At 67.0% G+C, this 24223-nt stretch carries 14 protein-coding genes; 11 read left to right on the forward strand and 3 right to left on the reverse strand.

Translation table 11 applies throughout. The features are described from left to right. Positions 1-6 precede the first annotated feature (6 nt). Complete coding sequence (locus L6Q96_07975) at positions 7-2373, reverse strand: adenylate/guanylate cyclase domain-containing protein (protein MCK6554506.1); 2367 nt, start codon at positions 2371-2373, stop codon at positions 7-9. Between the two features lie 134 nt (positions 2374-2507). On the opposite strand from L6Q96_07975, the gene L6Q96_07980 reads away from it, so the two are divergent. Continuing rightward, entirely contained in the window at positions 2508-4028 is a 1521-nt protein-coding gene (locus L6Q96_07980; GenBank protein ID MCK6554507.1) for a hypothetical protein, read from the forward strand. A 90-nt stretch (positions 4029-4118) separates the two neighbouring features. On the opposite strand, the gene L6Q96_07985 is transcribed toward L6Q96_07980, so the two are convergent. Next, positions 4119-4868: an SDR family oxidoreductase gene (locus L6Q96_07985; protein MCK6554508.1), complete on the reverse strand. Its 750-nt coding sequence runs from the start codon at positions 4866-4868 to the stop codon at positions 4119-4121. 474 nt (positions 4869-5342) lie between these two features. On the opposite strand from L6Q96_07985, the gene L6Q96_07990 reads away from it, so the two are divergent. The 6 genes from L6Q96_07990 (at position 5343) to L6Q96_08015 (ending at position 15724) form a co-directional block, all read left to right on the forward strand. Beyond that, positions 5343-10283 (forward strand): DUF1800 family protein, encoded by a 4941-nt coding sequence (locus L6Q96_07990; GenBank protein ID MCK6554509.1) that lies wholly within the window; start codon positions 5343-5345, stop codon positions 10281-10283. A gap of 21 nt (positions 10284-10304) precedes the next feature. After that, positions 10305-11561 (forward strand): DUF1501 domain-containing protein, encoded by a 1257-nt coding sequence (locus tag L6Q96_07995; protein MCK6554510.1) that lies wholly within the window; start codon positions 10305-10307, stop codon positions 11559-11561. 176 nt (positions 11562-11737) lie between these two features. Continuing rightward, positions 11738-12523, forward strand: a complete 786-nt coding sequence (locus tag L6Q96_08000) for a hypothetical protein (GenBank protein MCK6554511.1) — start codon at positions 11738-11740, stop codon at positions 12521-12523. Positions 12524-12671: 148 nt separating this feature from the next. Beyond that, positions 12672-14624: a hypothetical protein gene (locus L6Q96_08005; GenBank protein MCK6554512.1), complete on the forward strand. Its 1953-nt coding sequence runs from the start codon at positions 12672-12674 to the stop codon at positions 14622-14624. Between the two features lie 516 nt (positions 14625-15140). After that, positions 15141-15377 (forward strand): hypothetical protein, encoded by a 237-nt coding sequence (locus L6Q96_08010; protein MCK6554513.1) that lies wholly within the window; start codon positions 15141-15143, stop codon positions 15375-15377. Beyond that, positions 15377-15724, forward strand: a complete 348-nt coding sequence (locus L6Q96_08015; GenBank protein MCK6554514.1) for a type II toxin-antitoxin system PemK/MazF family toxin — start codon at positions 15377-15379, stop codon at positions 15722-15724. The genes L6Q96_08010 and L6Q96_08015 overlap by 1 nt, the downstream gene beginning before the upstream one ends. Before the next feature lie 126 nt (positions 15725-15850). Here the strand turns inward: L6Q96_08015 and L6Q96_08020 are convergent, their stop codons facing one another. Next, a complete protein-coding gene (locus L6Q96_08020) occupies positions 15851-17680 on the reverse strand; it encodes an FAD-dependent oxidoreductase (GenBank protein ID MCK6554515.1) in 1830 nt (609 codons plus the stop codon). Positions 17681-17973: 293 nt separating this feature from the next. On the opposite strand from L6Q96_08020, the gene L6Q96_08025 reads away from it, so the two are divergent. The 4 genes from L6Q96_08025 (at position 17974) to L6Q96_08040 (ending at position 24158) form a co-directional block, all read left to right on the forward strand. Beyond that, entirely contained in the window at positions 17974-18819 is an 846-nt protein-coding gene (locus L6Q96_08025) for a radical SAM protein (GenBank protein MCK6554516.1), read from the forward strand. Positions 18820-19003: 184 nt separating this feature from the next. Continuing rightward, a complete protein-coding gene (locus tag L6Q96_08030) occupies positions 19004-20239 on the forward strand; it encodes a hypothetical protein (GenBank protein ID MCK6554517.1) in 1236 nt (411 codons plus the stop codon). A 28-nt stretch (positions 20240-20267) separates the two neighbouring features. Then, positions 20268-21950 carry a CRTAC1 family protein gene (locus L6Q96_08035; GenBank protein MCK6554518.1) on the forward strand — a complete coding sequence of 561 codons (1683 nt, stop codon included), beginning with the start codon at positions 20268-20270 and terminating at the stop codon, positions 21948-21950. 54 nt (positions 21951-22004) lie between these two features. Further along, the gene (locus L6Q96_08040) at positions 22005-24158 is read left to right on the forward strand and encodes a hypothetical protein (GenBank protein MCK6554519.1); all 2154 of its coding nucleotides are present in this window, start codon (positions 22005-22007) and stop codon (positions 24156-24158) included. The last annotated feature ends 65 nt before the right edge of the window (positions 24159-24223 follow it).

The raw sequence follows: 24223 nt of genomic DNA on the forward strand, positions 1-24223 counted from the left end.
GAAGCGTTACGCCGGCCCAGAGACCGCCGCCATCGCAAGCAGCCGGAACGCCGACTGCGGCTGCTGAAAGCCCTTGAGGTGGAGTTCCCCGGTCGACTCGGCGACGAACCGCCCGTCGAGCTCCCCGAAGCTCCGGGCAGAAATAATTATCTCGCCCGGGCCGGCGAAATCCGACAGGCGGGCAGCCAGGTTGGTGACGTTGCCGATAACCGCGTAGTCCCGTCGCCCCTCGTAGCCGATGAATCCACAGGTGGCGTAGCCGGTGTGGATGCCCATCCCCGCGTGAATGCCGTAGCCCTTGCGCGTCCACTTCGCGCGCAACCGCTCGACGTCGGCGCGCATCGCCAGAGCCATCTGCGCCGCGCGCTCGACGTGATCGGGCTGATCGACGGGATCGTTGAAAAACACCATGAACCCGTCGCCGGCAAAGCGCTCGAGCGTACCCTCGTACTCCGCGATCCGGGCCCCCATGGCGCAGTGGTATTCGTCCAGCGTCGAAATCACCTCCTCCGGTTCGACCGTGTCGGAAAAGGAAGTGAAGCCGCGCAGGTCGGCAAACAGCACCGTCACCAGTTTGCGCTGGCTACCGAGCTCGGCGGCGCCGCCACGGGCCATTACCTGATCGATGATCTGCGGCGGGAAATAGCGCTTGAGATCGGCGAACTCCCGCTCGCGGGCGACCAGCCGTTCCGTCGCCGCAACGCGCATGACTGCCTGCACCGCTTGTTGTCCGGCGGCCGCCAGGGCGTCGACGTCTGCCTGTTCGTAGGGGTCGTTGGACTTGCGCGCACCGACCGCCAGTCCCCCAACGACGCGCTGTTCGTGCACCAGCGGCACCAGCAGCGTCGCGCCAAGCCGGTCGAACCCGGCTTCGCACTCGGCACGTACATTGACATACTGAGGTTCGACCGCGAGCTGCGCCCGCAGCACGTCCCGACGCGTCGCGCGCACGAGCTGCACGATCGGCTCGGCCTCGATCGGCACGGCGCCGCCGGGCACCACACCGGCGGCACGGCTGTGTTCGCGATCGTCGACGGCACCGGGCAGCAGGAACGCCACCGTGCTGCGGGCGTCGCACAGTCGTGCTGGCGCAAGCGCCGCCACGTCCAACACGTCGGGCACCGTCACCGCCGCGGCAAGGTCGGTGCCGACGTCGCGCAGCAGTTCCGCAAACCGTGCCCGTTGCGGGTAGAGTCGAGAATTGAGCCGCGCCTCGAAGCGCGGCCAGAAGTAGAGCAACGGGAACAGCAAGGCGCCCACCGCGTACGGTCGCACCGACACCAGCAGGAACGCAACGACGCTGAGAATGGCGACCGCCGCCGTGTACAGCACCGCTTTGCGCACGGCGATGCGCGCGTTCATCAACGCCGGACGCAGCGTCACGCGCGCCAGCGCAAGGACGAAGACGGCCACCGGCCACGTGAGGAAGCGGCTGTCGATCTCCAGCGCCCCGAAGGTCTCCCGCGCGAATTGCACCAGACCGAACGGCATAAGACCGACCACCACCCCGGCGAGCAGAATCCGCGCCCGCTGCGCAACCAGCGGGTCGGCGCGGTGGACCGCCAACCGCGCACAACGGAAGGTGAACGCGCCAAGCCCGATCAGCAGCACGCCCGCGCTGATGTTGCGCGCGTACGCGAAAACACCCTCGAATCCGGCCCCGGCCCCGGCAAGATTGGCGGCGGCTTGCAGGGCGCCGGCACCGTACACCCACCAGAGCACTCCGGGCCGGCGCACCAGCAACGGGTGAACCACGGGAAAAGCCAGCAGCATGTGGAACGGCACGTAAGGCACCAGGCCGACGACAAAGAAGAAATAGTCGGCGTTCCAGCCGTGCGCCTCGTCGATCGGGACAAATCCCGTCAAGAGCGTCCCGCCAACGACGCTGCACAGCGACAGCAAGGCCCAGCTCGGGGTCTCGTAGGGACGCAGCAGAAAGACGGTAACGCCGACGAACAGGAACAGCAGGGCAATGACATCGGTCGCCCCCTGCGTGAAAACGAAGTCGTCCCATTCCCAGGGCCGCACGGCGATCGTGATCTCACGCAGCTCACCGCTCGCACTCCGCATCGTAATGGTGTTGGTCGCCCCGATGTCGGTCACGACGTTGGGGCCCGTGGTCTGTCCCCGCAACGCCGCCGCCGATACGTCAAGGCCGTTTATCCGGAGAATGCGTCCACCACCCCGCAAGCCGGCCTCGGAGGCGTCGCCGTGCGTCGGCGAGATGGTCTGACCATCAAGCATCCAACCCACGTTCGGCGTGCCGAACCGGTCGAACTTATCCGCGAAGGCAAGCGCCAGTCCTACCAATGATAACGCAACGAAAAATGCGAAGACCGCCTTCTGAACCGGCGTTCCGTCGAGCAGCGACATGCGCGCCGGTACCCTAGCACACCGTCCTAACAAGGCGACCGGACCGGCGGCAAGAACCGGCGGCGGCCCCCCCGAGTTATTCGCTTGCCCTTTCGACGCCACACGAGCTACGCAACGCCAGGGAGGATTGACGGATGCCGTACCTGCGCAAAACCGCCGGACGCGGGAGGTTCGTCGCGTTGGCGATAGCCCTGCTCCTCGCAACGATAACCGGCTGTGGCGACGACGACGGCGTGCCCGCATCGGGTTCGACGGCTACCGTCGCCAGCCCGATTATCGATGGACCGGTCGGCGGCGGTGCCGGCGTGCCGTTTGTCGCCACGACCGTATTCGACCTGGCCGCCGTGGGTTACACACGCGCCGAGTACTTCATTTCCGGCACCGCAACGGCCTACAGCGCCGCCGCGGAGCTATCCGAAGACGGCAAGTGGACCGTGGAACCGAACGAAACGGCGGCGTTCAGGACACGTATCCTGGTCCACCGCCCGATCGACGGGAACCGGTTCAACGGCACGGTCGTAGTCGAATGGTTGAACGTCAGTGGCGGCCGCGACGCGGCGCCGGACTGGATCTACACGCACACCGAGTTGGTCCGCAGCGGGTACGCCTGGGTCGGCGTATCGGCGCAAATCGTTGGCGTGGAGGGCGGCGGGTCCATGCTGGGTCTGCCGGGGACGCCGCTGAAGACGGCGGACCCGGAACGGTACGGGACGCTTGTACACCCCGGCGACAGTTTCTCGTACGACATCTTCTCGCAAGCCGGTCAGGCCTTGCGGAACCCGCGGGGCCCGGCACCGCTCGGCGATTTACGTATCGCGGCGCTGCTCGCGGCCGGCGAGTCGCAATCGGCCTTCCGCATGGTCACGTACATCAACGCCATCCACCACCGTGCCCGTATTTACGACGGGTATCTCGTCCACAGTCGGGGCGGCGGCGGTCTCTCCGGGGCCCCTCTCTCCGAAGCGCCACAGCCGCGTATTGCGGTGCCGGCGGCAGCGCGCATCCGCGACGATCTCGATGCCCCCGTGCTCACCCTGCAAACCGAAACCGACCTCACCATCCTCGAGTCCGTCGCCGCTCGACAGCCCGACACGGCTGCTTTCCGACTCTGGGAAGTTGCCGGAACCGCCCACGCCGACACTTACGTGGGAGGGATTGGGGCAACCGATCTCGGCAACTCGCCCGACGCTGCCCGCCTGGTTCTCACGCAGTCAGCCGTCCCCGGCGTGACCTGCCGTCTCCCGATCAATTCCGGTCCTCATCACTTCGTCGCCAAGGCAGCTCTCTCAGCCCTCAATCGCTGGGTGCGTCTGGGCACGCCGCCGCCGTCGGCACCGCGGATCGCGGCCTCCGCCTCGCCCCCCTACACGATCGAGCGTGACCCCTACGGAAACGCGCGCGGTGGGATTCGCACGCCCCAGGTCGACGTGCCCATCGCCACGTTCTCAGGTGACGGCCGTGGCTCAATTGTCTGCCTGCTCTTTGGCACTACAACACCCTTCGACGTGGAGACACTGGCAGAACTGTACCCGACTGCCGAGGATTACGTGTCGGCGTTCAACGCCGCCACCGACCGCGCGTTGCAGACCGGGTTCATCCTCGCGCCCGACGCCGAGCTGATGAAGGCCGCGGCCGCGGATGTGTTCCGGGAGTGAGTGGGGAGTGGCACGCGGTAAATGGCGAGTGGTCAGTGGTCCGCGATCCGTGGTCGGTCAAGGTCCTCAACTTGCCACCCGCCATCCGCCTCACCCCGCCTGGAACACCAGCCCACCGTCGACGACGAGTTCCTGCCCGGTAATATAGCTGGCCTCGTCGGAGAGCAGGAAGATCGTCGCATACGCCACTTCCCAACCGGTGCCCTGACGCCCGAGCGGCACGGGGGTGTGCGCCCGACCGGGACGCATCGAGGTTGCCAGGCGCCCGAGCGGCGTGTCGATAAGACCGGGCACGACCACGTTGGCGCGAACACCGCAGGGCGCGCCTTCGAGCGCGACGTGACGGCAAAGACCGAACATCCCGGCCTTCGACGTGTCGTAAGCGGGAATCCGACTTCCGGGCCGCAAGCCGGCAACCGACGAGACGAATACGATCGCACCGCCACCGGTCATGCGGGGCAAAGCCGCACGTGACAGAAGAAAATGCGCACGGAGATTCACCGCCATGACCAGATCCCAGACCTCCGGGTCCGTGCCCCCCAGCTCCCTGCCTCCGGCGATACCCACATTGAGCACCAGCCCGTCCAGACCGTCGAGACGCGCGCTCGCGTCGGCAACCAGACGCGCGCACGTTGACGCATCGGCCACGTCACCCAGGAGCGCTACCGCCTCGTGTCCCTCGCGGGCCAGCCAGTCGACGGTCCCCTGTAAAGCTGCGCCGTCGAGGTCGGTTACCGCCACACGCGCCCCCTCGCGCGCCGCCAGTACTGCCATGGCTCGCCCGTTGCCGATGGGCGGATCGGCATCCTCGATGGCACGCGTGCCCGCCCCCACCACCATGATCCGACGACCCGCCAGTCGACCTCTCGCCGCAGCCTGTCCGCATGCTTCCGCAGGAAGCTCTCGCCGTATCGTCATGCCGTAGGAAGTACCGGCTGCCCGCGTATCAGGTCAACAAGTCGCCGCCGCATCGACCGCGGCCGAAGGCATGCCACGTGGCGTGTCGGCAACAATATAAATCTAACAACGATACATGTTCGCCGGTCTGTTACCGCAGCAACGGCTCGATGTAGCACCTGACGACCCACACGACGCGGACTGGGACGTAGACGAGTCCCGCTCCCGACGACTCACTCGCCGCATCGGCGTCGGCGCGCCTCTTGCTCCGCGCCATCGGCACGACCCCAGCGATCGACGCGCGACCAGGAGAGGCTCCATATGCATCCGCACCACGTTCCGCGCTCGCCCCGCCCTGCGGCAAACGCCTTCGCGGCCATCCCACGCCGGCGGCGAGTCGAGCAATGTCTAGTCTGGATGGCCGCGGCGCTCCTCGGGACCTTCCCATCGGCGCTGCGAGCAGGTCAGCCCACCGACGATGCCCCGTCCGTCACCATCCAGGTGCTGGACGCACAAAGCGGAGCCCCCATCGCCGCGATGCCCGTGAGCCTCAAGGAAAAGCACCCCGACGGCTCGTTGCGCGTCGTCACCCACGGCAGCACGGACGCCGACGGCACGGTCACCTTCGAAGCCTCGGGCCTCGGCACGGGTCACACCTATGTCCTCGAAGCACACCGCCCCGATAAAGGCGGCGTCGGACGCAGTCACGAGATCACTACCGCAGGCAAGGCGGTCGTCGTCATCGGCGACGGGCCCCTGACGGTTACGATGATCGACGCGTTCTCGCTCGCACCGCTGGCCGGCAAGCGCATCAGCGCCTACGAACGCCTCGCTGACGGCTCCCTCAAATGGGCGAAGGGGCAGGATACCGACCTCGACGGCCGCACCGTCTTCAACCTCCCCAGCCTCGGAAGCGGCCGCACCTACGTCCTGAAAACGCAGGTCTTCAACGGCGGCTCCTCGGAAAGCGAGGACCTCACCGCGGCCGGCGACTACACCTTCAAAGTCGGCACGCTGACCGTCACCGTTATTGCCGGTGGCACCGAAGATCCGCTGCCGGGCCTGCGGGTCACCGCTCTCGAACGCCAGGCCGACGGGACGCTCAAGTGGACCAAGCAGGGTACGACAGACGACCACGGCGTGATCCGCTTCGATCTCCCCGGCCTTGGCCAGGGACGCACATACGTCCTGCGCGCCGCCAGTCCGTGGGATGGCAGCACAAAGACGAGCAACCCGCTGACCCAGACGGGCGCCTTCACGATCCCGATCGGCAACGCTCCGCTCCGCGTCACCCTCATCGACCACGTCAGCCGCCAACCGCTGGGCACCATCAAGATCACGGCGTACGAACGCCTCCCGGACGGCACAGGCCGCTGGGTGGCGCAGCGCACCACCGACGCGAACGGTCTGGCGATATTCGACCTCGACGGTCTCGGCGAGGAGCGGCTCTACTACCTGACCACGAAGGTCTACACCAATACGGCGACCTCACCCGATCTCGGCAGCGCCGGCGACTACGAGTTCGCCGTCGGAACCCTCGAGGTCACGGCCATTGGCGGCCCCGACCGAACGGCTCTGGCGGGCCATGAAATCGCCTGCCGCGAGAAGCGCACCGACGGCACCTTGCACACCATCGGCCGCGGTTACACCGACCCCAACGGCGTCATCCGGTTCGACCCACCGGGCCTCGGCACCGGCCGGGTCTACGTCCTCGAAGCCAAGAGCCCGGTGGACGGCACCAGGAAGAGCAGCGACCCCATCGACGCCCCCGGCCGCTACACGTTCACCGTCGGCAATGCCCCGCTCGACGTCGTCGTCACCAACTACTTCAGCGGCGATCCGCTCGCCGGTCTTCGCGTCTCGGCTCACGAACGTCTCGCCGACGGTAAGCTGAAGGCGGTAATCAGCCGCACTACCGATGTTGCGGGCGCCGTGAGCTTCGATCTGCCGGGCCTCGGCAGCGGGCGGACGTACGTGCTGACGGCGGTACCGTACGGAACCGGCGCCGTGTACAGCCGCGACCTGCAAGCGCCCGGACGCTTCGAATTCCGGGTCGGCAGTGTCGAGGTGACTGCGGTTAGCGCCGGCGACGGCAGCCCTCTGCCCGGCCTGCGCGTCGTCGCCCGGGAAAAGCAAAGCGACGGGCGGTTGAAAACCGTAACCACCGGTAAGACCGACGCCGCGGGCCTCATCCGGTTCGATTTCCGCGTACTCGACGGGTCGAAAACCTATGTCCTCGAAGCCGTAAGCCCCGTCGACGGTAGCCTGAAACGCAGTGGGGAGATCAGCGCTGCCGGAAGATACGTGTTCACGGTCGGTAACCCCCCGGTGGCCGTTTCGCTGCGCAATGCGCTCAGCGGCGAGCCCCTCGGCGGTATCTCGATTACCGCCTACGAACGCACCGGCACTCGTCTCCGCTGGGTCCGCTCGCTGACCACCAACGTCGCCGGGGAAGCCGCCTTCGACTTGGACGGCGTCAACGCCGGCCGCATCTACTTCTTCCGCTGCAAACCGTACAACGGCGGTTACGCGGACAGCGCCGACGTCACGCACGCGGGCCCCTTCGACTTCCTCGTCGGCGCTCTCGAGGTCACGGTAATCAGCGGCGCGACCGGTGGGCCGCTCGCCGACTCCGAAGTCGCCGCCTACGAGCTGCAATCCGACGGTCGCCGGAAGTGGACCCGCGCCGGCATCACCGACGCCGCCGGCATCATCCGCTTCGATCTTCCCGGCCTCGGCAACACGGCAACCTACGTTCTCGAGGGTCATAGCCCCGTCAACGGCAGCCACAAATACAGTGACCCGCTGAACCAGCCCGGCCGCATCACTTTCGTCGTCGGCAACCGGGCCCTCAACGTGCTCCTCGTCGACGGCATGAGCGCGGCACCGATTACCGGCGCCGGGGTCGGCGCCGACGAGGTGCTCGAGGACGGGACCACCCGTTGGGCCGCATGGGCCGAAACGGACGCCGCCGGCGTGGTACGCTTCGACCTCGACGGTCTGGGCAGCGGACGGGTCTACATCATCGAGGCCGACCCGTACGCAGCCGGCGGCGTGTCTACGGAGCCAATCCTGGAAACAGGCGACCTCGTCATGCGCGCCGGGACCATACCATTCACCCTCATCGACGCAGACAACGACGTCCCGCTCCCCGGAATCCCGGTAACGGCTTACGAAAAGCTTCCGGACGGTTCGTTGCGATGGGCCAAACGAGCCGACACCGACGCCAATGGCATGGTGCGCTTCGACCTCACGGGGGTGAGTCTCACTACACCCAACTCCCCGACCGGGAGCGTCTACGTCTTCAAAGTACGCCGCCCCTTCGGCGAGGAGAAATCGTACTACAGCGGCCCGGTCGACCGGGAAGGACCCTTCGAGTTCCGGATAACTCGCACCGGTTCCTACCCGCTCGATCTGGTGCCGCCGACGGTGCAAGTCGTCACCCCGGCAGACGGCGCCAACGTCGACGCCTCCGGGTTCACCATGAGCGGCTTTGCCGCAGATAACACGATGGTGGCCGACGTGACGGTCGCCGTCTCTGACCCGCACAAGGGTCTCACGCAGGGCAGCGCCGCTTACGACGCGGCAAGTCAGCGCTGGACCTACACCGTAACGGCGGCGATGGTGACAGAAGGCGCGACCGTGATGTTGACGGTCAGAGCAAACGACCAGGCCCGCAACCAGTCTTCGGCAATGGCGATCGTGCGCGCCATCGCCGACGCGGCGCCGCCGCAAATCGTCGTGAGCTCGCATCGGCAGGGCGACGAGGTCGAAAAGACCGGCTTCTTACTGGCCGGCACGGTCACCGACGACATCGGGGTTACCGCCCTCGAAGCCACCGTCGACGACCCGGTTCTCGGTCGCACCGTCAGTGGCCAGCGCGTCGACGTCGCGCCCGGCAGCGGGGCGTGGACCTTCTCGGTTCTCAACGGGCAGGTGACGCAGGGTCAGACGATCCGGATCGCTCTCGAGGCCAGGGACGCCGCCGGTCACACCGCTACGGTCGCGCTCGATCTGGTCGTCGTGGCGGTGGACTTCGAAGGCACCCACCTGATCAACCGCATCACTTTCGGAGCGACTCCACAGCTCTTCGCGGAAGTCGGACAGATCGGCGCGAACGCCTTTCTCGCCCAGCAGTTGAATCCGCTGGCGGTCGACGATTCGGCCTTCGTTGCCATGATGGCGGGGCAGCCCCGCCCGGCCAGTATCGCCGAACTGCAGGCGTATGTCCTGCAACATGCCATCTACAGCCGGCGGCAACTGCGCGAGGTGATGACGTGGTTCTGGGACAACCACTTCAGCACCGACCAGAGCAAGCACGGAAGCGTCGCGTACGAAGTGGCTGAGAACGACGCCTTTCGCGTCAACGCCCTCGGCGACTTCCGGATCTTGCTCGACATCAGCGCCAAGAGCCCGGCGATGCTGGAGTACCTCGACAACGCCATCAGCACCAAAGGCAGTCCGAACGAGAACTACGCCCGCGAGTTGCTCGAGCTGCACACGCTGGGCGTCGACGGCGGCTATACCCAGGGCGACGTCGAGGAGGTGGCGCGGGCTTTCACCGGCTGGACCGTTCAGAACGGTCAGTTCGCTTTCGACGCGGCAAACCACGACACCGGCGTCAAGGTAGTTCTCGGGCGGACGCTCGCCGCGGGCCGCGGCATCGAAGACGGCGAGGAAGTCCTCGACATCCTCGCCGGCCATCCCTCCACGGCACGCTTCCTGTGCACGAAACTGTCCAGAGTGTTCGTGAGCGACACGCCAACGCCTGCTCTGGTGGACGGCTGCGCCGGCGCTCTCGCCGGCGGCGGCGGTCTGATCTCGCCGGCGGTGGAGAGGATCTTGCGTTCGCCCGAAATGGGTGACCCGCGGCACTTCCGGGCGAAGGTGAAAACGCCGCTCGAATTCACCGTCGCCGTCGTGCGCAACTTCGGCGCGACGCCGAATACGGCGGGGTTGCACCGCGCCATGGGAGACATGGGAATGAAGCTGTTCCTCAACCCGATTCCCACCGGCTATTCGGAAACCGGCGACGACTGGATCAACTCGAACACTCTCTTGCAGCGCATCGTCTTCGTGAACGACGTGGCGCGCAGCTTACCGGGCAGCGGCGTCACCGGCGTGCAGTTGCAGCAGTTCTTCCGCACGGCGGGTTTCACCACTGCCGACGGGATCGTGGGGTTCCTCTTCCAGATGTTGTTCCACCACGATTACACGACGCTCGACCGGCAGGTGGCCCTCGACCTCCTGACGGCGAACGGCATGGAGACCTTCGACCTCGATGCCCCGAACGCCGACGCGAAGCTGCGCCGCATGGTGGCCACGGTGATGAGCTACCCCGGCTATCAGTTCCAGTAAGCCCGAGGAGAGGACCCATTCATGGTAACGCGACGTGAGTTCTTCCGCTACTTGGCGGCCGCCTCGGCGGCGACCGCCGGCTTCGCACTGAGCAATCCCTTGCGTCCACGCCTCCGCATGGCACGCGCAGCGGTCGGCAAGACGCTCGTCGTTGTCTTCCAGCGCGGGGGTTGCGACGGGCTGAACACGGTAATCCCGTACGGGGATCCGAACTACGCCGGCCTCAGACCGACCATCGGCATCGCACCGCCCTCGGCGGGCGACCCGGCCTCGGCAGTCGACCTCGACGGCTTCTTCGGCCTCCATCCCGGCCTCGCGGCGCTCGCGCCGATCCACGCCGAGGGTCACCTCGCCGTGCTGCCGGCGGTACAATACCCGGATGCCTCGCAGTCGCATTTCGACAGTCAGCTCTTCATCGAAAGCGCGGCCGTCTCGAAGACCCTCGACGGCTGGCTGAATCGGCATCTCGTCACCGTCCCACAACCCGCCGCGCTGCGCGCGGTCGGCTTCGGCGCGGAACTGCCCGACGCGCTGCGCGGGCAGGCGGTGGTGTCGGCGTTCAACGACATCACCGACTTTACGCTCGGATTGCCGGATGGGGAGGAAGACGTCCTGCTCGCCGATCTCGGCCGAATCTACAGCCAGCAACCGGACGACACCAAAGCCTACCGCACGCTGGTCCAAAACAGCGGCCGGGTCGTCATCAACGACCTCGCCGTCCTGAGCGAAGTCGACCCACGCAGCTATGTGCCCGCCAACGGGGCCGTCTATCCGAACTCAACCTTCGGGACCCAGCTTCGACAGGTGGCACAGCTCGTCAAGGTGGGCCTCGGATTGGAGATCGCCGCGCTGAGCATCGGCGGCTGGGACACGCACACGGACCAAGGTGGCGGACAGACGAACGGCCAGCAATCGCGCCGTCACCAGGATTTTGCGCGCGGGATCGCCGCGCTCTATGCGGATCTCGGCCCGATGATGCAGGATGTCGTCGTACTCACGATGACCGAGTTCGGGCGCACCGCACGCGAGAACGACAATCGCGGCACCGATCACGGCCACGCCGGCGCCTGGTTCGTTGCCGGGCACGCGGTCCGCGGCGGGATGTACGGCGCATGGCCCGGTCTCGGGACTGCGCAGATGGTGCGCGGTCGCTACCTCGATCACAGCCTCGACTTCCGCGATGTCATGGGCGACGTGCTGACGCGCCACATGGGGAATACGGACCTGGCCACGCTCCTGCCCGGGCACACGTACACGCCCGTCGGGTTCATGGCGTGAGAAAGGCGCCGCCGCCGGACCGAGCCGGGGAACCGACACGCCAAGGATTTTCGACGTCGCCCCTGGCTAACCAATTTGTTGACAGGGAGCCAACCCATCGCATAGAAGGCTGCATATCCTAACCCGATGGGAGGCCTCCGATGCGTGTCTTCTCTGCGCCCGGCCCGGTGCGGTGCATGCTCTCGGCTGCAGTTCTCTCCACGGTGGTCGTCGCCTTGCCCCTGCCGGCTCGTTCCCTGGACGTGACCGCGTGCGGTCAGACCGTTCCTGCCGGGACGGTCGGGGTGGTGGTGGGGGACCTGGTCTGCCCGTTCGCCGAGTCGATAACGCTCGAGCGCGGGGCGACGTTGCAAATGAACGGTTACGCCGTCTCGGCGGAGAGTTCGGTCAATGGCCACGTCGGCATCGCCTGCCTGGCGGGACGCTGCCGCGTCGAGGGTCCCGGCCGGGTGAGCGGCTTCGGGGGCGTCGCGATCACCGGGCTCGACCCGAGCCGACTGGAGGTCTCTGACGTCGAGGTGAGCGACAGCGGGATCGGGATCCTTGGCAATCGATTGAGGCTGAACAACGTTCAGCTCCGAGCGCACCAGGACTGGGGGGCGAGCGCGGATCGCCTCGTCGCCACCAACGTCGCCGCCTTCGACAACCCGGGCTACGGTATTACCGGCAAGAACCTGCGTCTCACCGACGTTTCCGCGACCGGTAACGGACATGACGGCGTGTATTGCAACCGCCTGAGGGCCGAGCGGCTGACGTCCACGGGCAACGGCGGATACGGAGTGCGGGCGATCTATCCCGGCGTCAATACACTCAAGGCGTCAACGGTGACCGGCAACACGACCGCCGACATCGGTGCACAGCGGACTCCCCGCCTGCCGGGCGGCACCACGTGCGGAACGAGCCGTCGTCTGAGCGAGGGCAGCGTCGATCTCGGCACGTGGGGCGTGTGCACCAACGACTGACGGCGGCTCACCGGACCGAGCGCTGCACGGCGGCCCTGTCTGGCTTATTCGCGTGGAACCCGTACGCTCCCACCCATACACCGGCCCGGCGTCGCCGCAGTGCCTGCACAGACATTCATCCCCCCGCCGGCGTGCGGTCAGACGAGCAGTGGGTCACTGGGCGATGCACGCCGGGCGGCTGCTCAGTGCTCTCTCCGTGCTGTTGGTTGCCGGGACGTACACCGACGCCGCCGCGGCCACCGCGTGTCTGGGCTTATCCCCTTCGGATGTCGCCAAGGCCGTGCGCCTCGCCTGCGTGGCGCACGACCGTGCCGCCCGCAAAGGTGGAATCCCCGACACGTCGAGGGTCCAGAGGGCGGACGTCAGCACCGACTGCCGCAGCGAAGCGATTGCCCTGTGCGGCAACCTGGCGGAACTTTGCTACGGCGACGCCTGGGATGCCGGGTCCCGTTCGTTCACCGGCGCGGTCGCGGACCGCTGCGGACGCCGTACCGGCAAGCTCTGCACCAGGGCTCTGGTGCACGAGGTCGAGGCCGCCGGGAGCGGTACCGACTGGCTCGACCGCCTGGAGAGGCTGTGCCCCGACCCGGTCACGGCGGATCTCGGCGGGACCTGCGACGGCGTGGCAGGGAACGCCGCGGCCCGCAGTTGCCTGAAGGCGGCGATCGCCTCCCTGGCCACCAGTATCGACCCTACGCTGCCGCCGGTGTCGCCGGCAAGTTGCGGGTTCCCTGGCTCCGGGGTTGTCAAGCCCGTGGTCCCCGGTCGCGAGTTCGACCCGGCCCTGTCTCCATGGCTCCAGCCCGTCACTGCCGGTCCAGCCCTGGAACCCGCGGGGAACAACGCCTCCATGCTCGATTACATCCGGCCGTCGCCGGCAGGCGCAATAGTGCTGAGCGTCCGCGAATGGACCTTCCCCGTCTACAACATCGTCTCCGACCCGGTTGCCGACTGCGATGCCGCCTTCCGGCACCGCTGCTTCAGCGACGTTACGATGGAGGACGTCCGGCTTACCCGTCCCTGGAACCCGACGGGACCCGCCATCCGCAATGTGCCGATTCCAACCGGGGTGGACCTCCGGCCCGACCCGATGGGTGACAGCCATATTGCCATCGTCGACTGGGTGCACGGCATCGAGTACGACTTCTGGAGCTGCCGCAAGGACGCCGACGGGACCTGGAAGAAGATCGCCTGGTCATTCGCGGCCGGCGGCGACGGTGAGTTGCATTACGCCTGCGAGGCCGGCGGCAAGGTGTTCCTCAAAGGCAGTGGTAACAACGTCATCGGTCCCGACACCGCGAAAGGGTCGGGCTTCGCGCTCACCACCGGCCTGATCCGACCGGGCGAAATCGCGGGCGGCGGGCCCATCGAACACGCGCTTGCCCTGTCGACCACCCTCGCCGCCAGCGGCGGTCCGGTTCCGCCGGCCCTGTTGAGCGACGGTTATGGCCCCGCCTACCCCGACGCCCCGCCGGAGGGCGCGCGCCTGCAGCTCCGTCCGGATGTGTGGACCGACTCCACGATAGACGCCCAGCCGTGGACCAGCCTCGATAAGTCCATGGCCCGCGCCCTGCGCGACTACGGCGGGATCGTCACCGACCAGAATAGCGCGGATACGATCGACTTTTACGCCGAGGGGACCTCGTACGACCCCGCCATGTACGCGGGCATTCCGGCTGTCTCCGCCACGGAGCCGTACACCATGGTTCTCGCACCGTCGCTTTTCACCTCGGCCAACGCACGGTTTCTGGAGGTGCCGGTAATGCTGGGACCGGACGATGCGGGAGCCAGGGACTCGGACGGGGACGGCATGTTCGACGCCTTCGAAATCGCGATGGGATGGATAGACGGTTTCCGCGCCGGTTCGATCGCCAACGCGCACGAGGACCCGGACGGCGACGGACTGACCAACCTCGACGAACAGCGCTGCCTGCACTCGCGCTGGGAAGACCATCTCGTCTCGTGGGCCGGTTTCGCCGACAACCCGCCGGGCCAGTATCCCTGCAACCCGCACGACGCCGACACCGACCACGACGGCTACGACGACGCCGCGGAGATCGCCGCGAGGACCGACCCCACGGACTCGTGCCGCCATCCGTAACGTCGGCCATCGTCAGTCGGCGGCGGATCAGGCACGGCGAGATCTCCGGCTGACGGCTCACTTCCCTCCGAGCAGCACCCGAATCACCGCGGCCCGCGCGGCAGGATCCTTCAGCCCCGCGGTTGGACACCCACCACGTCTCCTCACGGGTCGCCTGACTCGCCACCGCGCCGCCCCGACCTGTACCGGCGAGCCCCCGCGGGAATCGGGCCCCTTCGGGCTTGTGCGATCACCTCGAGGACACCGCCGGCTGCCTGGGAACCCCGGCACCGCTTAATGCGGCGGCTGTGTCGTCACGTCGAACACGTCGAGGTCGGGAACTTCGTGTGATGCGAAGAAGTTTCGGACAACCGCCGGATCGGACCGCCGCCGGCGCACGCGGTTGCCGGTCGCGAGCGTTCGAACGTACTTGCGTACAGGTGTCTCGTCAGCCACACATCAGCCCCACCCCAGAACACCGGCAGTTGTTCGGCTCTTGCGCTGGGCTGTGCTATGGTCAAGTGGCAGGAGGCTTGAATGGACATCTCAACCCTTGCGCGTATTGAGGCAGATATCGGCCGGCTGACTCTTGCCGAGCAAACGCTGCTGCTGGAACGGCTTGCCAAGCTGATCCGCAATAGTGCGACCGCAAGTGAGCGGAGCTGGGAAGTGCAGCTGGCGGCAATGGCTGACGATCCGCAGATCCAGCAAGAGATTCTGGGCATCGGAGCGGACTTCGAGAGCGCAAGTGCCGACGGCCTCGCCGGACATTAATGCCCATCCGCCGCGGCGAGATCTACTTCGTCAACCTGAGCCCGGTGCAGGGGCGCGAGCAAGCTGGTGACCGCCCGGTGCTCGTCGTTTCCGTAGATGCCATCAACCGACTGCCCTTGGTTGTCACGGTCGTCGTTGGAACGAAAGGCGAGAATGTAGCCCGCGACTACCCGACGAATGTTCGTGTCACCGCCGCGGAGAGCGGGTTGCCGATGGAAACCGTATTCCTCTGTTTCCAGATCCGATCATTGGATCCGAGGCGCTTCTCGGCGGCGCCAGCCGGCGCAGTCAGTGGGGCGGTGCTCGATCGCGTCGAAGACGCGGTTCGACACTGTCTCGGTCTATAGCCGGCGGTCGGAGCCGCGGACTGCGGACAGGACGGGCTGTTGGACACCCACCACGTCTCCTCACGGGTCGCCTGACTCGCCACCGCGCCGCCCGGACCCGTGCCGGCGAGATCTCCGGCTGACGGTTCACTTCCCTCCGAGCAGCACCCGAATCACCGCGGCCCGCGCGGCAGGATCCTTCAGCCCCGCGAAGGACATGGTTGTTCCCGGAGCGTAGGCCTGCGGATCGGCGAGAAAGGCGTCGAGCTCCGTCTCCGTCCACGTCGCGCCGCGTGCGCGCAGCGCCTCGGAGTAAGCAAAGGACGGATCGCTGGCAGCTTTGCGGCCGACCACTCCGCGCAAGTTCGGTCCGGCGCCGCTGCGCCCGGAGGCATCGGTCGGGTGGCAGACCGCGCACGGCCCGAAGGCGGTCGCCCCGTGGGCAGCCTCGCCTGCCCCACCGTGCACGGCCGCGCGCGACCGGCGCTGCGGTCGGTCGTGGAGGCGGTCGATCACCTCGTGGGCGGTCCGCGTGCCGCTTTCGATCGCCCCGTCAATGAACCCGCGCCACCCGAGCGCAAAGTCGCCGCCGGCGAAGTAAACCCGCCCGGCCGGGGCGCGCAGCGCCGCAAGATACTTCGTAATCTGCTCCTTCCGGAAGATACACCACGTTCCGCGGGCGTACGGGTCGAGGTGCCAGTCGTATGCGAACGTCTCGATCACCTCGGCCTGCGGGAGATAACGCCTTACCTCCGCCTGCACGGCCGATACGGCATGGACGTCGATCTTCCGCGGATCGGTGCCGAAGGCGATCAGGACGCCGCCGTCCTTGCCGCCGTGCGCCGTCATGATCGTCGAGAACGGCTCGGTCTCGGGCGCGAGGGCGAGCATGCGTGGCAGCTCGCCGCGCACGCGAATGTACGCTTTCACGCCGGCGCCGGCGTGCCGTTCCCGAGCGGCGGCAACCTTCAGCGGATCGAGTGACGGGGAGAACTCGATCTGCGCGAGGACGTTCAGCGGCAACGCCGCGATAACCGCGCGAGCGCGTACCGTCTCGTGCGCGGCGGTCGTAACGGCGACCCCGTCCTCGGTCTGCACCACCCGCACCACCGGCGTTTGCAGGCGCACGTCCGGAGCCGCGTCGGCGATCATCGCATCGATCAGGCTGGAGGTGCCGTCACGAAACCGATACCGCGCCACGCTGTCCGAGTAGCGCTGCAGATCGCCACCGGAGAGCGCCCACCAGCGGAGCATGTCGACGAGCCCGGCCTCTTGAAAAGCACCGTGCGCACTGGCGCCGAGAACCCCCTCCAGTAGCGCGCGCTCGTCCGCGGCGAGGTCCATCGCGGTGAGACGGTCGCGGACCGACAAATGGTCGAGGGCCTGCCATGCGTCGGAGAAGAACGGATCGAATGGCCGTGGGAGAGCGGTACTGGCTTCCGCATGGAAACGAGACATCAGCAGGTCGAGCGCCGCGAAGGTTTCCAGCACGGGGAGCGGCATGTCCGGGGCGGCGTCGTCCGCACTCGCACACAGAGCGGCACCGACGAGTGGGCGCATGTCGAGCAGCCCGGCTTCCTTCGCCCGCGTCCCGTCCCACCAGAGGATACGCTCCGGGAGGCCATCGGGTGTCTCTATGAGTTCGAGGCCGTAGCGGTTGGCCTCGGCCCAGACGTGCGGTTGCGTCGAATGGATCCACGTGCCCCCGAGTTCGAAAATCTCGTCGCCGACGGGTACGGCAAAGGTGCGCCCGCCGAGCCGGTTACGCGCCTCGAGGAGCAGAACTCGAAACCCGGCATGCCGCAGCTCGCGAGCGGCGGTCACCCCTGCGAATCCGCCACCGATCACAATGACGTCCGGGGCAGCGGGTTCGGCGGCGCCGGCGGCGATCGAACCGAGCGGCAGGGCAGCGCTGCCCAGCGCGCCGCCCACGGCTTTGAGGAAAGTGCGACGATTGGTGTCAGGTCCTGCAGTCATGTCCGTCCTCCCGCACCGAGCGACCCCTGGGTTAGCAGCAGGGCAACGGCGATACGATAGAGGTGGCCCGGCGGGTTTCGATGGATCGCCGGCGAGCGTGGCGGCTCCTTCCCGTGGGCTCCGTAGGTGTAGGCCTTGTGCCTGCCCCCGTGTCGGCAGACCAGGGCAACCACAAGGGTTGCCCGCACCGGAATTCGTAAATCAGCCGGGGGGTAAAGGACCGAGGCGTCGATTCCCACCTGCGCAGACGGCTGCTATGGGGCGTGCTGGTACGCAGGAGGAGGCCGGACCGATTGCTCTCGACCAATGACCACGATCGGCAACGAGCCGGGCTGACCTACGTCTATCCGGTGGTTTCCCGGCGCGCCCGCGGCGTATCGATCGGCGTCAATCTCAACCCCAACGATGCCTGCAATTGGCGCTGCGTGTACTGCCAGGTGCCCGGCCTCGCCTTCGGCCGGGCGCCGGAGATCGACCTCGATCGGCTCGAACGCGAACTCGATCTGATGCTGCGCCAGGCGCGCAGCGGCGAGTGGATGCTGGCCAATGTCCCTCCCGAAGCCCGCACCCTGCGCGACGTGGCGATTTCCGGTAACGGCGAGCCCACCAGTTCTCGTCAGCTACCGGAGGTCATCGCGATCGTCGAGCGGGTGCTCGGCGCGCGGCAACTCACCGGCACACTCGACGTGGTGCTGATCACCAACGGCTCTCTCGTCCACCATCGGCACGTCCGCGACGCCCTGCAGCGGCTGGCAGCCCTCGGAGGCGAGGTGTGGTTCAAACTCGACGGGGGCACCGACGCCCTGCTGGCCCGCCTGAACGGCAACCCTGCCGGTGTGCGCCGCGCCCGCTCCAACCTCGATATCTCGGCCCGCGCCTGCCGCACGTGGGTGCAAACCATGGCCCTCGACTTCGGCGGGCCAACCCTCGCCGGCGCCGAGGAACACGCCTACTGCGCCCTGTTGAACGAAGTCCGTGCCGCCGGGGCGCGGCTGGCCGGGGTGCGGCTGTACAGCCAGGCGCGTCCATCCCTCCAACCCGAGGCACCACTGCTGCGCGCCCTGCCCGACGACGAACTCGAGGCCCTGGGCCGCCGTATCGCCACGGCAACCGGACTCCAAGTGCGCGTCAGCGTCTGAACGTCGCACCCCAGCCCGCTGCGCGGCGTCATTCGCGGCGCTGACCTATATCACCCTCTCGCACGAACGACGGTCACCGGTGCTAGGGGCGCGGGGTGGCACGCGTGTGTTAGTGAGCCGCGGGCCGATGGGTGACGCGGGCGGGGTACAGAGGATGGGCAGCGGGCGGGCCTGAGTGTTACGCGTGATCTGTTTAAACGTATTGCCGCGCCACTGGTCCCGCGTACGCCGCCGATGGCACGTCGGGTTGCTGGCCTTGCTGGTCCTCGCCTCCGTCCCCGGGGCTCGCGTGGTCGCCCAGCAGCCTTACGCCGAGCCGGCGCCTGGCGAAGAACCCCAGGAAGTCGAGCCGGAAGCCGACGTCGGACGCCACTTCCTGTACCTCGAACTGGTCCTGTCCGGCTTTTACTCCTCGAAAGGCCTGCTCAACGTTCCCTTCGGCAACACGCAACGCACGCACCTCGACTTCAATCCACGCCCGCCCGGCAACTACGTCGGCGTCGACTACGTCCAGACTTTCGGCCCGCAGTTCTTTCTGAACGAGCATGTGCTTCCCGACTGGCTGCCGGTGAGCGCCATCGACCTGCACCCGCGCATTACTTACGAGCAAATGGAACCTGACGCGGGCATCGAGCAGTGGCGCTTCGCGCCGCAGGATTTCTGGGTGCGCTTCAATCCGGGCGGCCTGGATCGAGTCACGCTGCGGGCCGGCCAGTTCGTCATTCCCTACGGTGTCAACCCGATCTTCGCGCCGCGCCAACGCTTCCTGTTGCCGCTCGAAGCCACCGATCTGGGCCTGAAGTGGGACTGGGGACTCGACCTGAAGGGTCCCATCGGCGAGTACGACTGGGAGACCGCGGCCACGATCGGCTGGGGCGAGGGCATTCACAGTTGCGCCAACGGCCATAGTTACCTTCTCATGGGCCGGGTCGGGGCGCCGACCTACTGGGACCTCCAGTATGGCGCCTCGTTCCTTTATGGAGAGCTGCCGATGGTTGCCGGGGCCCTGATTCTCGACTGCAACTCGATTTCCCGCTGGCGCTTCGGGCTTGACAGCTTCTATAAGTACGGCACCTACCTCATGAGCGGCTTGCAGTTCACTTACGGCCAGGACGGTTTCGCCGGCGGCGCGCGGTACATCGGGGTTACCGGCGGCAAGCCCGCCGACGTTCTTGGCGCACTCGGCTGGGTGGACTGGGTGTTGCCTTGGGCGCAAGACCTGCGCCTCGCAATGCAGGCCGAATCGGTCATCCGCGATCTGGGGACACCGGGCTCGGACAACACCGCGGTTATCTTCGAGGCCGGATACTCCATCCTGACATCGGTATCGCTCATGCTCGACTATCGAATCGCGATCAATTCGCCCATGGACGGGGACGCTGATGGTTTGTACTTCACCTTCATCTACTACGGGTCGTAGGGGACCGGCGCGGCGGGTCGGCGGCACCGTGCGACCGGCTCGGCTTGCGCTTCTCTTCTTGCTCGCGATCGCGGCGCCGGCGCGGGCGGAAGGTCCCGTCCCGCCGCCGTTCGTCGACGGGACGGAGGCGGCCGGCCTGCGCTTCCAGCACACCTTCGGCGCCGACAAGCTCGAAAACGTGCTGATGACCACCGGCAGCGGCGTGGCGATGTTCGACTACGACAAGGACGGCTGGCTCGACGTCTTCTTCGTCAACGGCACGTTCATGGATGCCGAAGGCCGTCCGCGCGCCGACAAGCCGACCTCGCACGCCCTGTTTCGCAACCGGGGCAACGGGACTTTCGAGAACGTCACCGCGGCTGCCGGCCTCGACGCGCCGTCGTACGGGCAGGGCGTCGCCACCGCCGACTTCGACGGCGACGGCTTCGTCGACATCTTCGTCACCAACTACGGGCCCAACCGGCTCTACCGCAACCGCGGCAACGGGACTTTCGAGGACGTCACCCAACGCTCCGGCACCGCCGGTGGCGACGGCTGGCACGCCGGCGCCGCGTTCTTCGACTACGACGGCGACGGCGACCTCGACCTTTACGTGTCGAGCTACGTGAAGTTCAAGCCGAGCATGGCCGGGGTCCACTCCTCCACGCTCTCCCAGCGCACCGGCTTCCGCTTTTTTCCGGGGCCGCGCGACTACGAGCCCGCTGACGATGCGCTGTTCCGCAACAACGGCGACGGCACCTTCAGCGACGTTTCTCGGAGTGTCGGACTGGCGCCCGGTGGCAAAGGCCTCACCGTGGTGGCGTCGGACTTCGACAACGACGGCGATCAGGACGTCTTCGTCGCCAACGACGCCGCACCCAACTTCCTCTACCGCAACGACGGCGGCAAGTTCGCCGAGGTCGCCACCGAGGGCGGCGTTGCCTACGACCCGGACGGCGTCGAGACGGCCGCCATGGGCGTCGACGTGGCCGACCTCGACGGCGACGGCCTGCAAGACCTCTATGTCACCAACATGATTTTCGAGTTCAACAACCTCTATCAAAACAAGGGCAACATGCTCTTCGAGGACACCACCCGCGCGCTCGGTCTCGATCAGGACAACTACCGCCACGTGGGCTGGGCGACGCGTTTCGCCGACTTCAACCACGACGGCCGTCTCGACTGCTTCGTCGCCAACGGCCACGTCGTCGACTACGTCGAGGGTTTTTCCCAGAGCATCACGTATCCGCAGCAGCGCATGCTTTTCGTCGGCAACGGCGACGGACGCTTTGCGAACGTTGCCGACAAGTGCGGCGAGGTCTTCAAGCGCAAGCGCGTTGGCCGGGGCGCCGCCTTCGGCGACATCGACAACGACGGCGACATCGACATTGTGGTGTCCAACTCCGGACAGCGCGCCGAGTTACTGCGTAACGATTTGCCCGCCAACGACCGCTGGATGAAGATCCGCCTGAAGGGTCAGCGGCCCAATACCGACGCCATCGGCGCGCGTGTGGCCATCCGCCTCGGCGATCGCACCACGGTTACGGAAGTGCGCTACCCCGGCGCTTACCTCAGCAGCAGCGATCCGACCATCCACCTTGGCCTCCAGCCGGGCATCGCCGAGGCGCGGGTCGAGGTCACCTGGCCGTCGAAGAAGCGCTCGACGCACACCGCGCGCGCGGCGGCCCTCACGGTCATCGAGGAGCCGCAGGGCACGAAGCCGGCGTCGTAGACGTTCGGCCGGCATCGCTCTCTTCGAGAAACGCTCGGGCGTGGAGAACTGACGATGGCAAGTCCGATCCGGAACAAAGGCGATCAGGCCAAGGCCGAGCAGGTCGCCGGTGCGGGCACCAACGCCTTGGCGCTGCAGGGGTGGACCTCGCGGCTGGCGATCGCCGTCACCGCCGTCCTGATCGTCGAGGGCCTGACCGGGTTGTGGATCTATATCGCGCCGTTCTCCGCCGCCGCGCAGTTCCAGGTCCTGCTACACACCGCTGTCGGGTTGCTGGTGATCGCGCCCTACGCGATCTATCAGACCCGTCACTTTCTGGTGTGGTACCGTCAGAAAACCACCGTCGTGATGCTGCTCGGCTACGCCCTCGGCGCATTCACGCTGGCCTGCGCGGTGAGCGGCGCGGTGCTGACCTGGGAGGCGGCTGTCGGCCCGAAGCGCTCGCCGATATGGGATCTCGTACACCTGATCACCGGCATAGCCGTCCTCGTGCTGGTGGTCGTGCACCTGACGCTGGCTTACACCCGCCGCCGTGCCGTGGCCGCGCGCGCCGCCGAATTGGCGACCGCCATGCGACGCTTCGTACGCCAGCAGGTGGCCTGGGCAGCGGCCACCGCCGTTGCGATCGCTGCCGTGTTGCCCTTCTGGCCGTCGCGACCGGGCGAGCTTCCCGTGCCGGAGGGTTACAGCGTCTCGAAGTACGTCGAGCAATTCGACGAGTATCGCGGCAACCCGTTTGCCCCCACCTACGCCCGTACCGAGAGCCTCAAACTCGTCGATCCCAGCGTGTTGTCCGGTTCGGAATCGTGCGGCAGCAGCGGATGCCATGAGCAGATCCTTGCCGAATGGCAGCCCAGCGCACACCGCTTCTCGGCGATGAACCCGCCGTTCCTCGCCGTGCAGCGCATATTCGCAAACGATCGGGAACCGGCCGAAACACGTTACTGCGCCGGCTGCCATGACCCGATCTCGCTGTTCGCCGGCGCCAAGGACATCCACAACATGGACCTCGCGGCACCGGGTATGCAGGAGGGGAGCTCCTGCGGTGTGTGCCACTCGATCTCGAAGGTGGATCAGCGCGGCAACGCCGACTACGTGCTCACGCCGCCGAACAAATACCTGTGGGAGAACACCGAAGGCTGGAAGAAGTCGGTGTCCGACTTCCTCATCCGCGCTTACCCGCGCCAGCACTTGGCCGACTACGATCGCAACCTGATGCGCACGCCCGAGTTCTGCGGCGCCTGCCACAAGCAGTTCATCCCCGAGGCCCTCAATCGCTTCGGTCTTGCCGCCAGTCAGAACCAGTTCGACGAGTGGCGCAAGAGTAGCTGGCACGTCGCCGACAATCAGGAGAAGAACCTCGCCTGCCGCGATTGCCACATGCGTCTGGTGAAGGACTCGACCGATCCCGGACGTGGTGAAGCCGGCGACGTGCGCCGCCGCGCCGACGACGGCGCCCACCGCCATCACGGCACGATCGGAACCAACATGTTCATGCCGGCGGTGCTGAAGCTGCCCAACTGGGAGAAGCACGTGGAGCTGACCGAGGCGTGGATCCGGGGCGAGACGGTACTCCCCGAGATTGCGCACATCTGGCCCGAGGGTCCGGTGGGCTCCATCGAGGTGCTCGCGCCCGACAGCGCCAACCCCGGCGAGGAAGTCACGCTGCGCGCCATGGTCATGAATCAGAAGGCCGGACACAATCTGATCACCGGGCCGCTCGACTTCATGCACGCCTGGATACACCTGCGGGTCCTTGACGCTCTCGGCAACACCGTCGCCGAGTGGGGCAAGGTCGATCCGGAGACCCGCTGGATTCTCGACGAACCCGGCAAGGTGCACACCATCGGCAATCCGCGCGACGTCGGCACCATGGTGCTCGAGGGTCTGCCAATGAACCGCGAGGGCCAACCGCTCCTCAAGCACGAGTTGTGGCAATCCGCCGGCGGCAAGGGCGCGCGAGTCATATTCCCGCGCTATACGGACAACCAGGTGTACCGCTTCCGCGTACCGCCCGATACGCGCGGGCCTTTGACCGTGGAGGCCGATCTCAACTTCCGCCGCTACCGCCAGCAGTTCCTCGACCTGGTCGTGCCAACCATGGAACGCGACAGCGGCGTGTACCAGCCAGTCGTTCCTCAGGCGTCGACGAAGAAACAGATTGCCTTGCAGGACGGCGCGCCGCTCGCCATGGCAGAGACGCGCTGAGCGCGTTCGGGGTCGCGTTCCACCAATGCCATCGTCCTACTACGGCAGAATGCTCGGGAGGGGTA

The sequence above is a fragment of the Candidatus Binatia bacterium genome (assembly GCA_023150935.1).
Lineage (GTDB): Bacteria > Desulfobacterota > Binatia > HRBIN30 > HRBIN30 > JAKLJW01.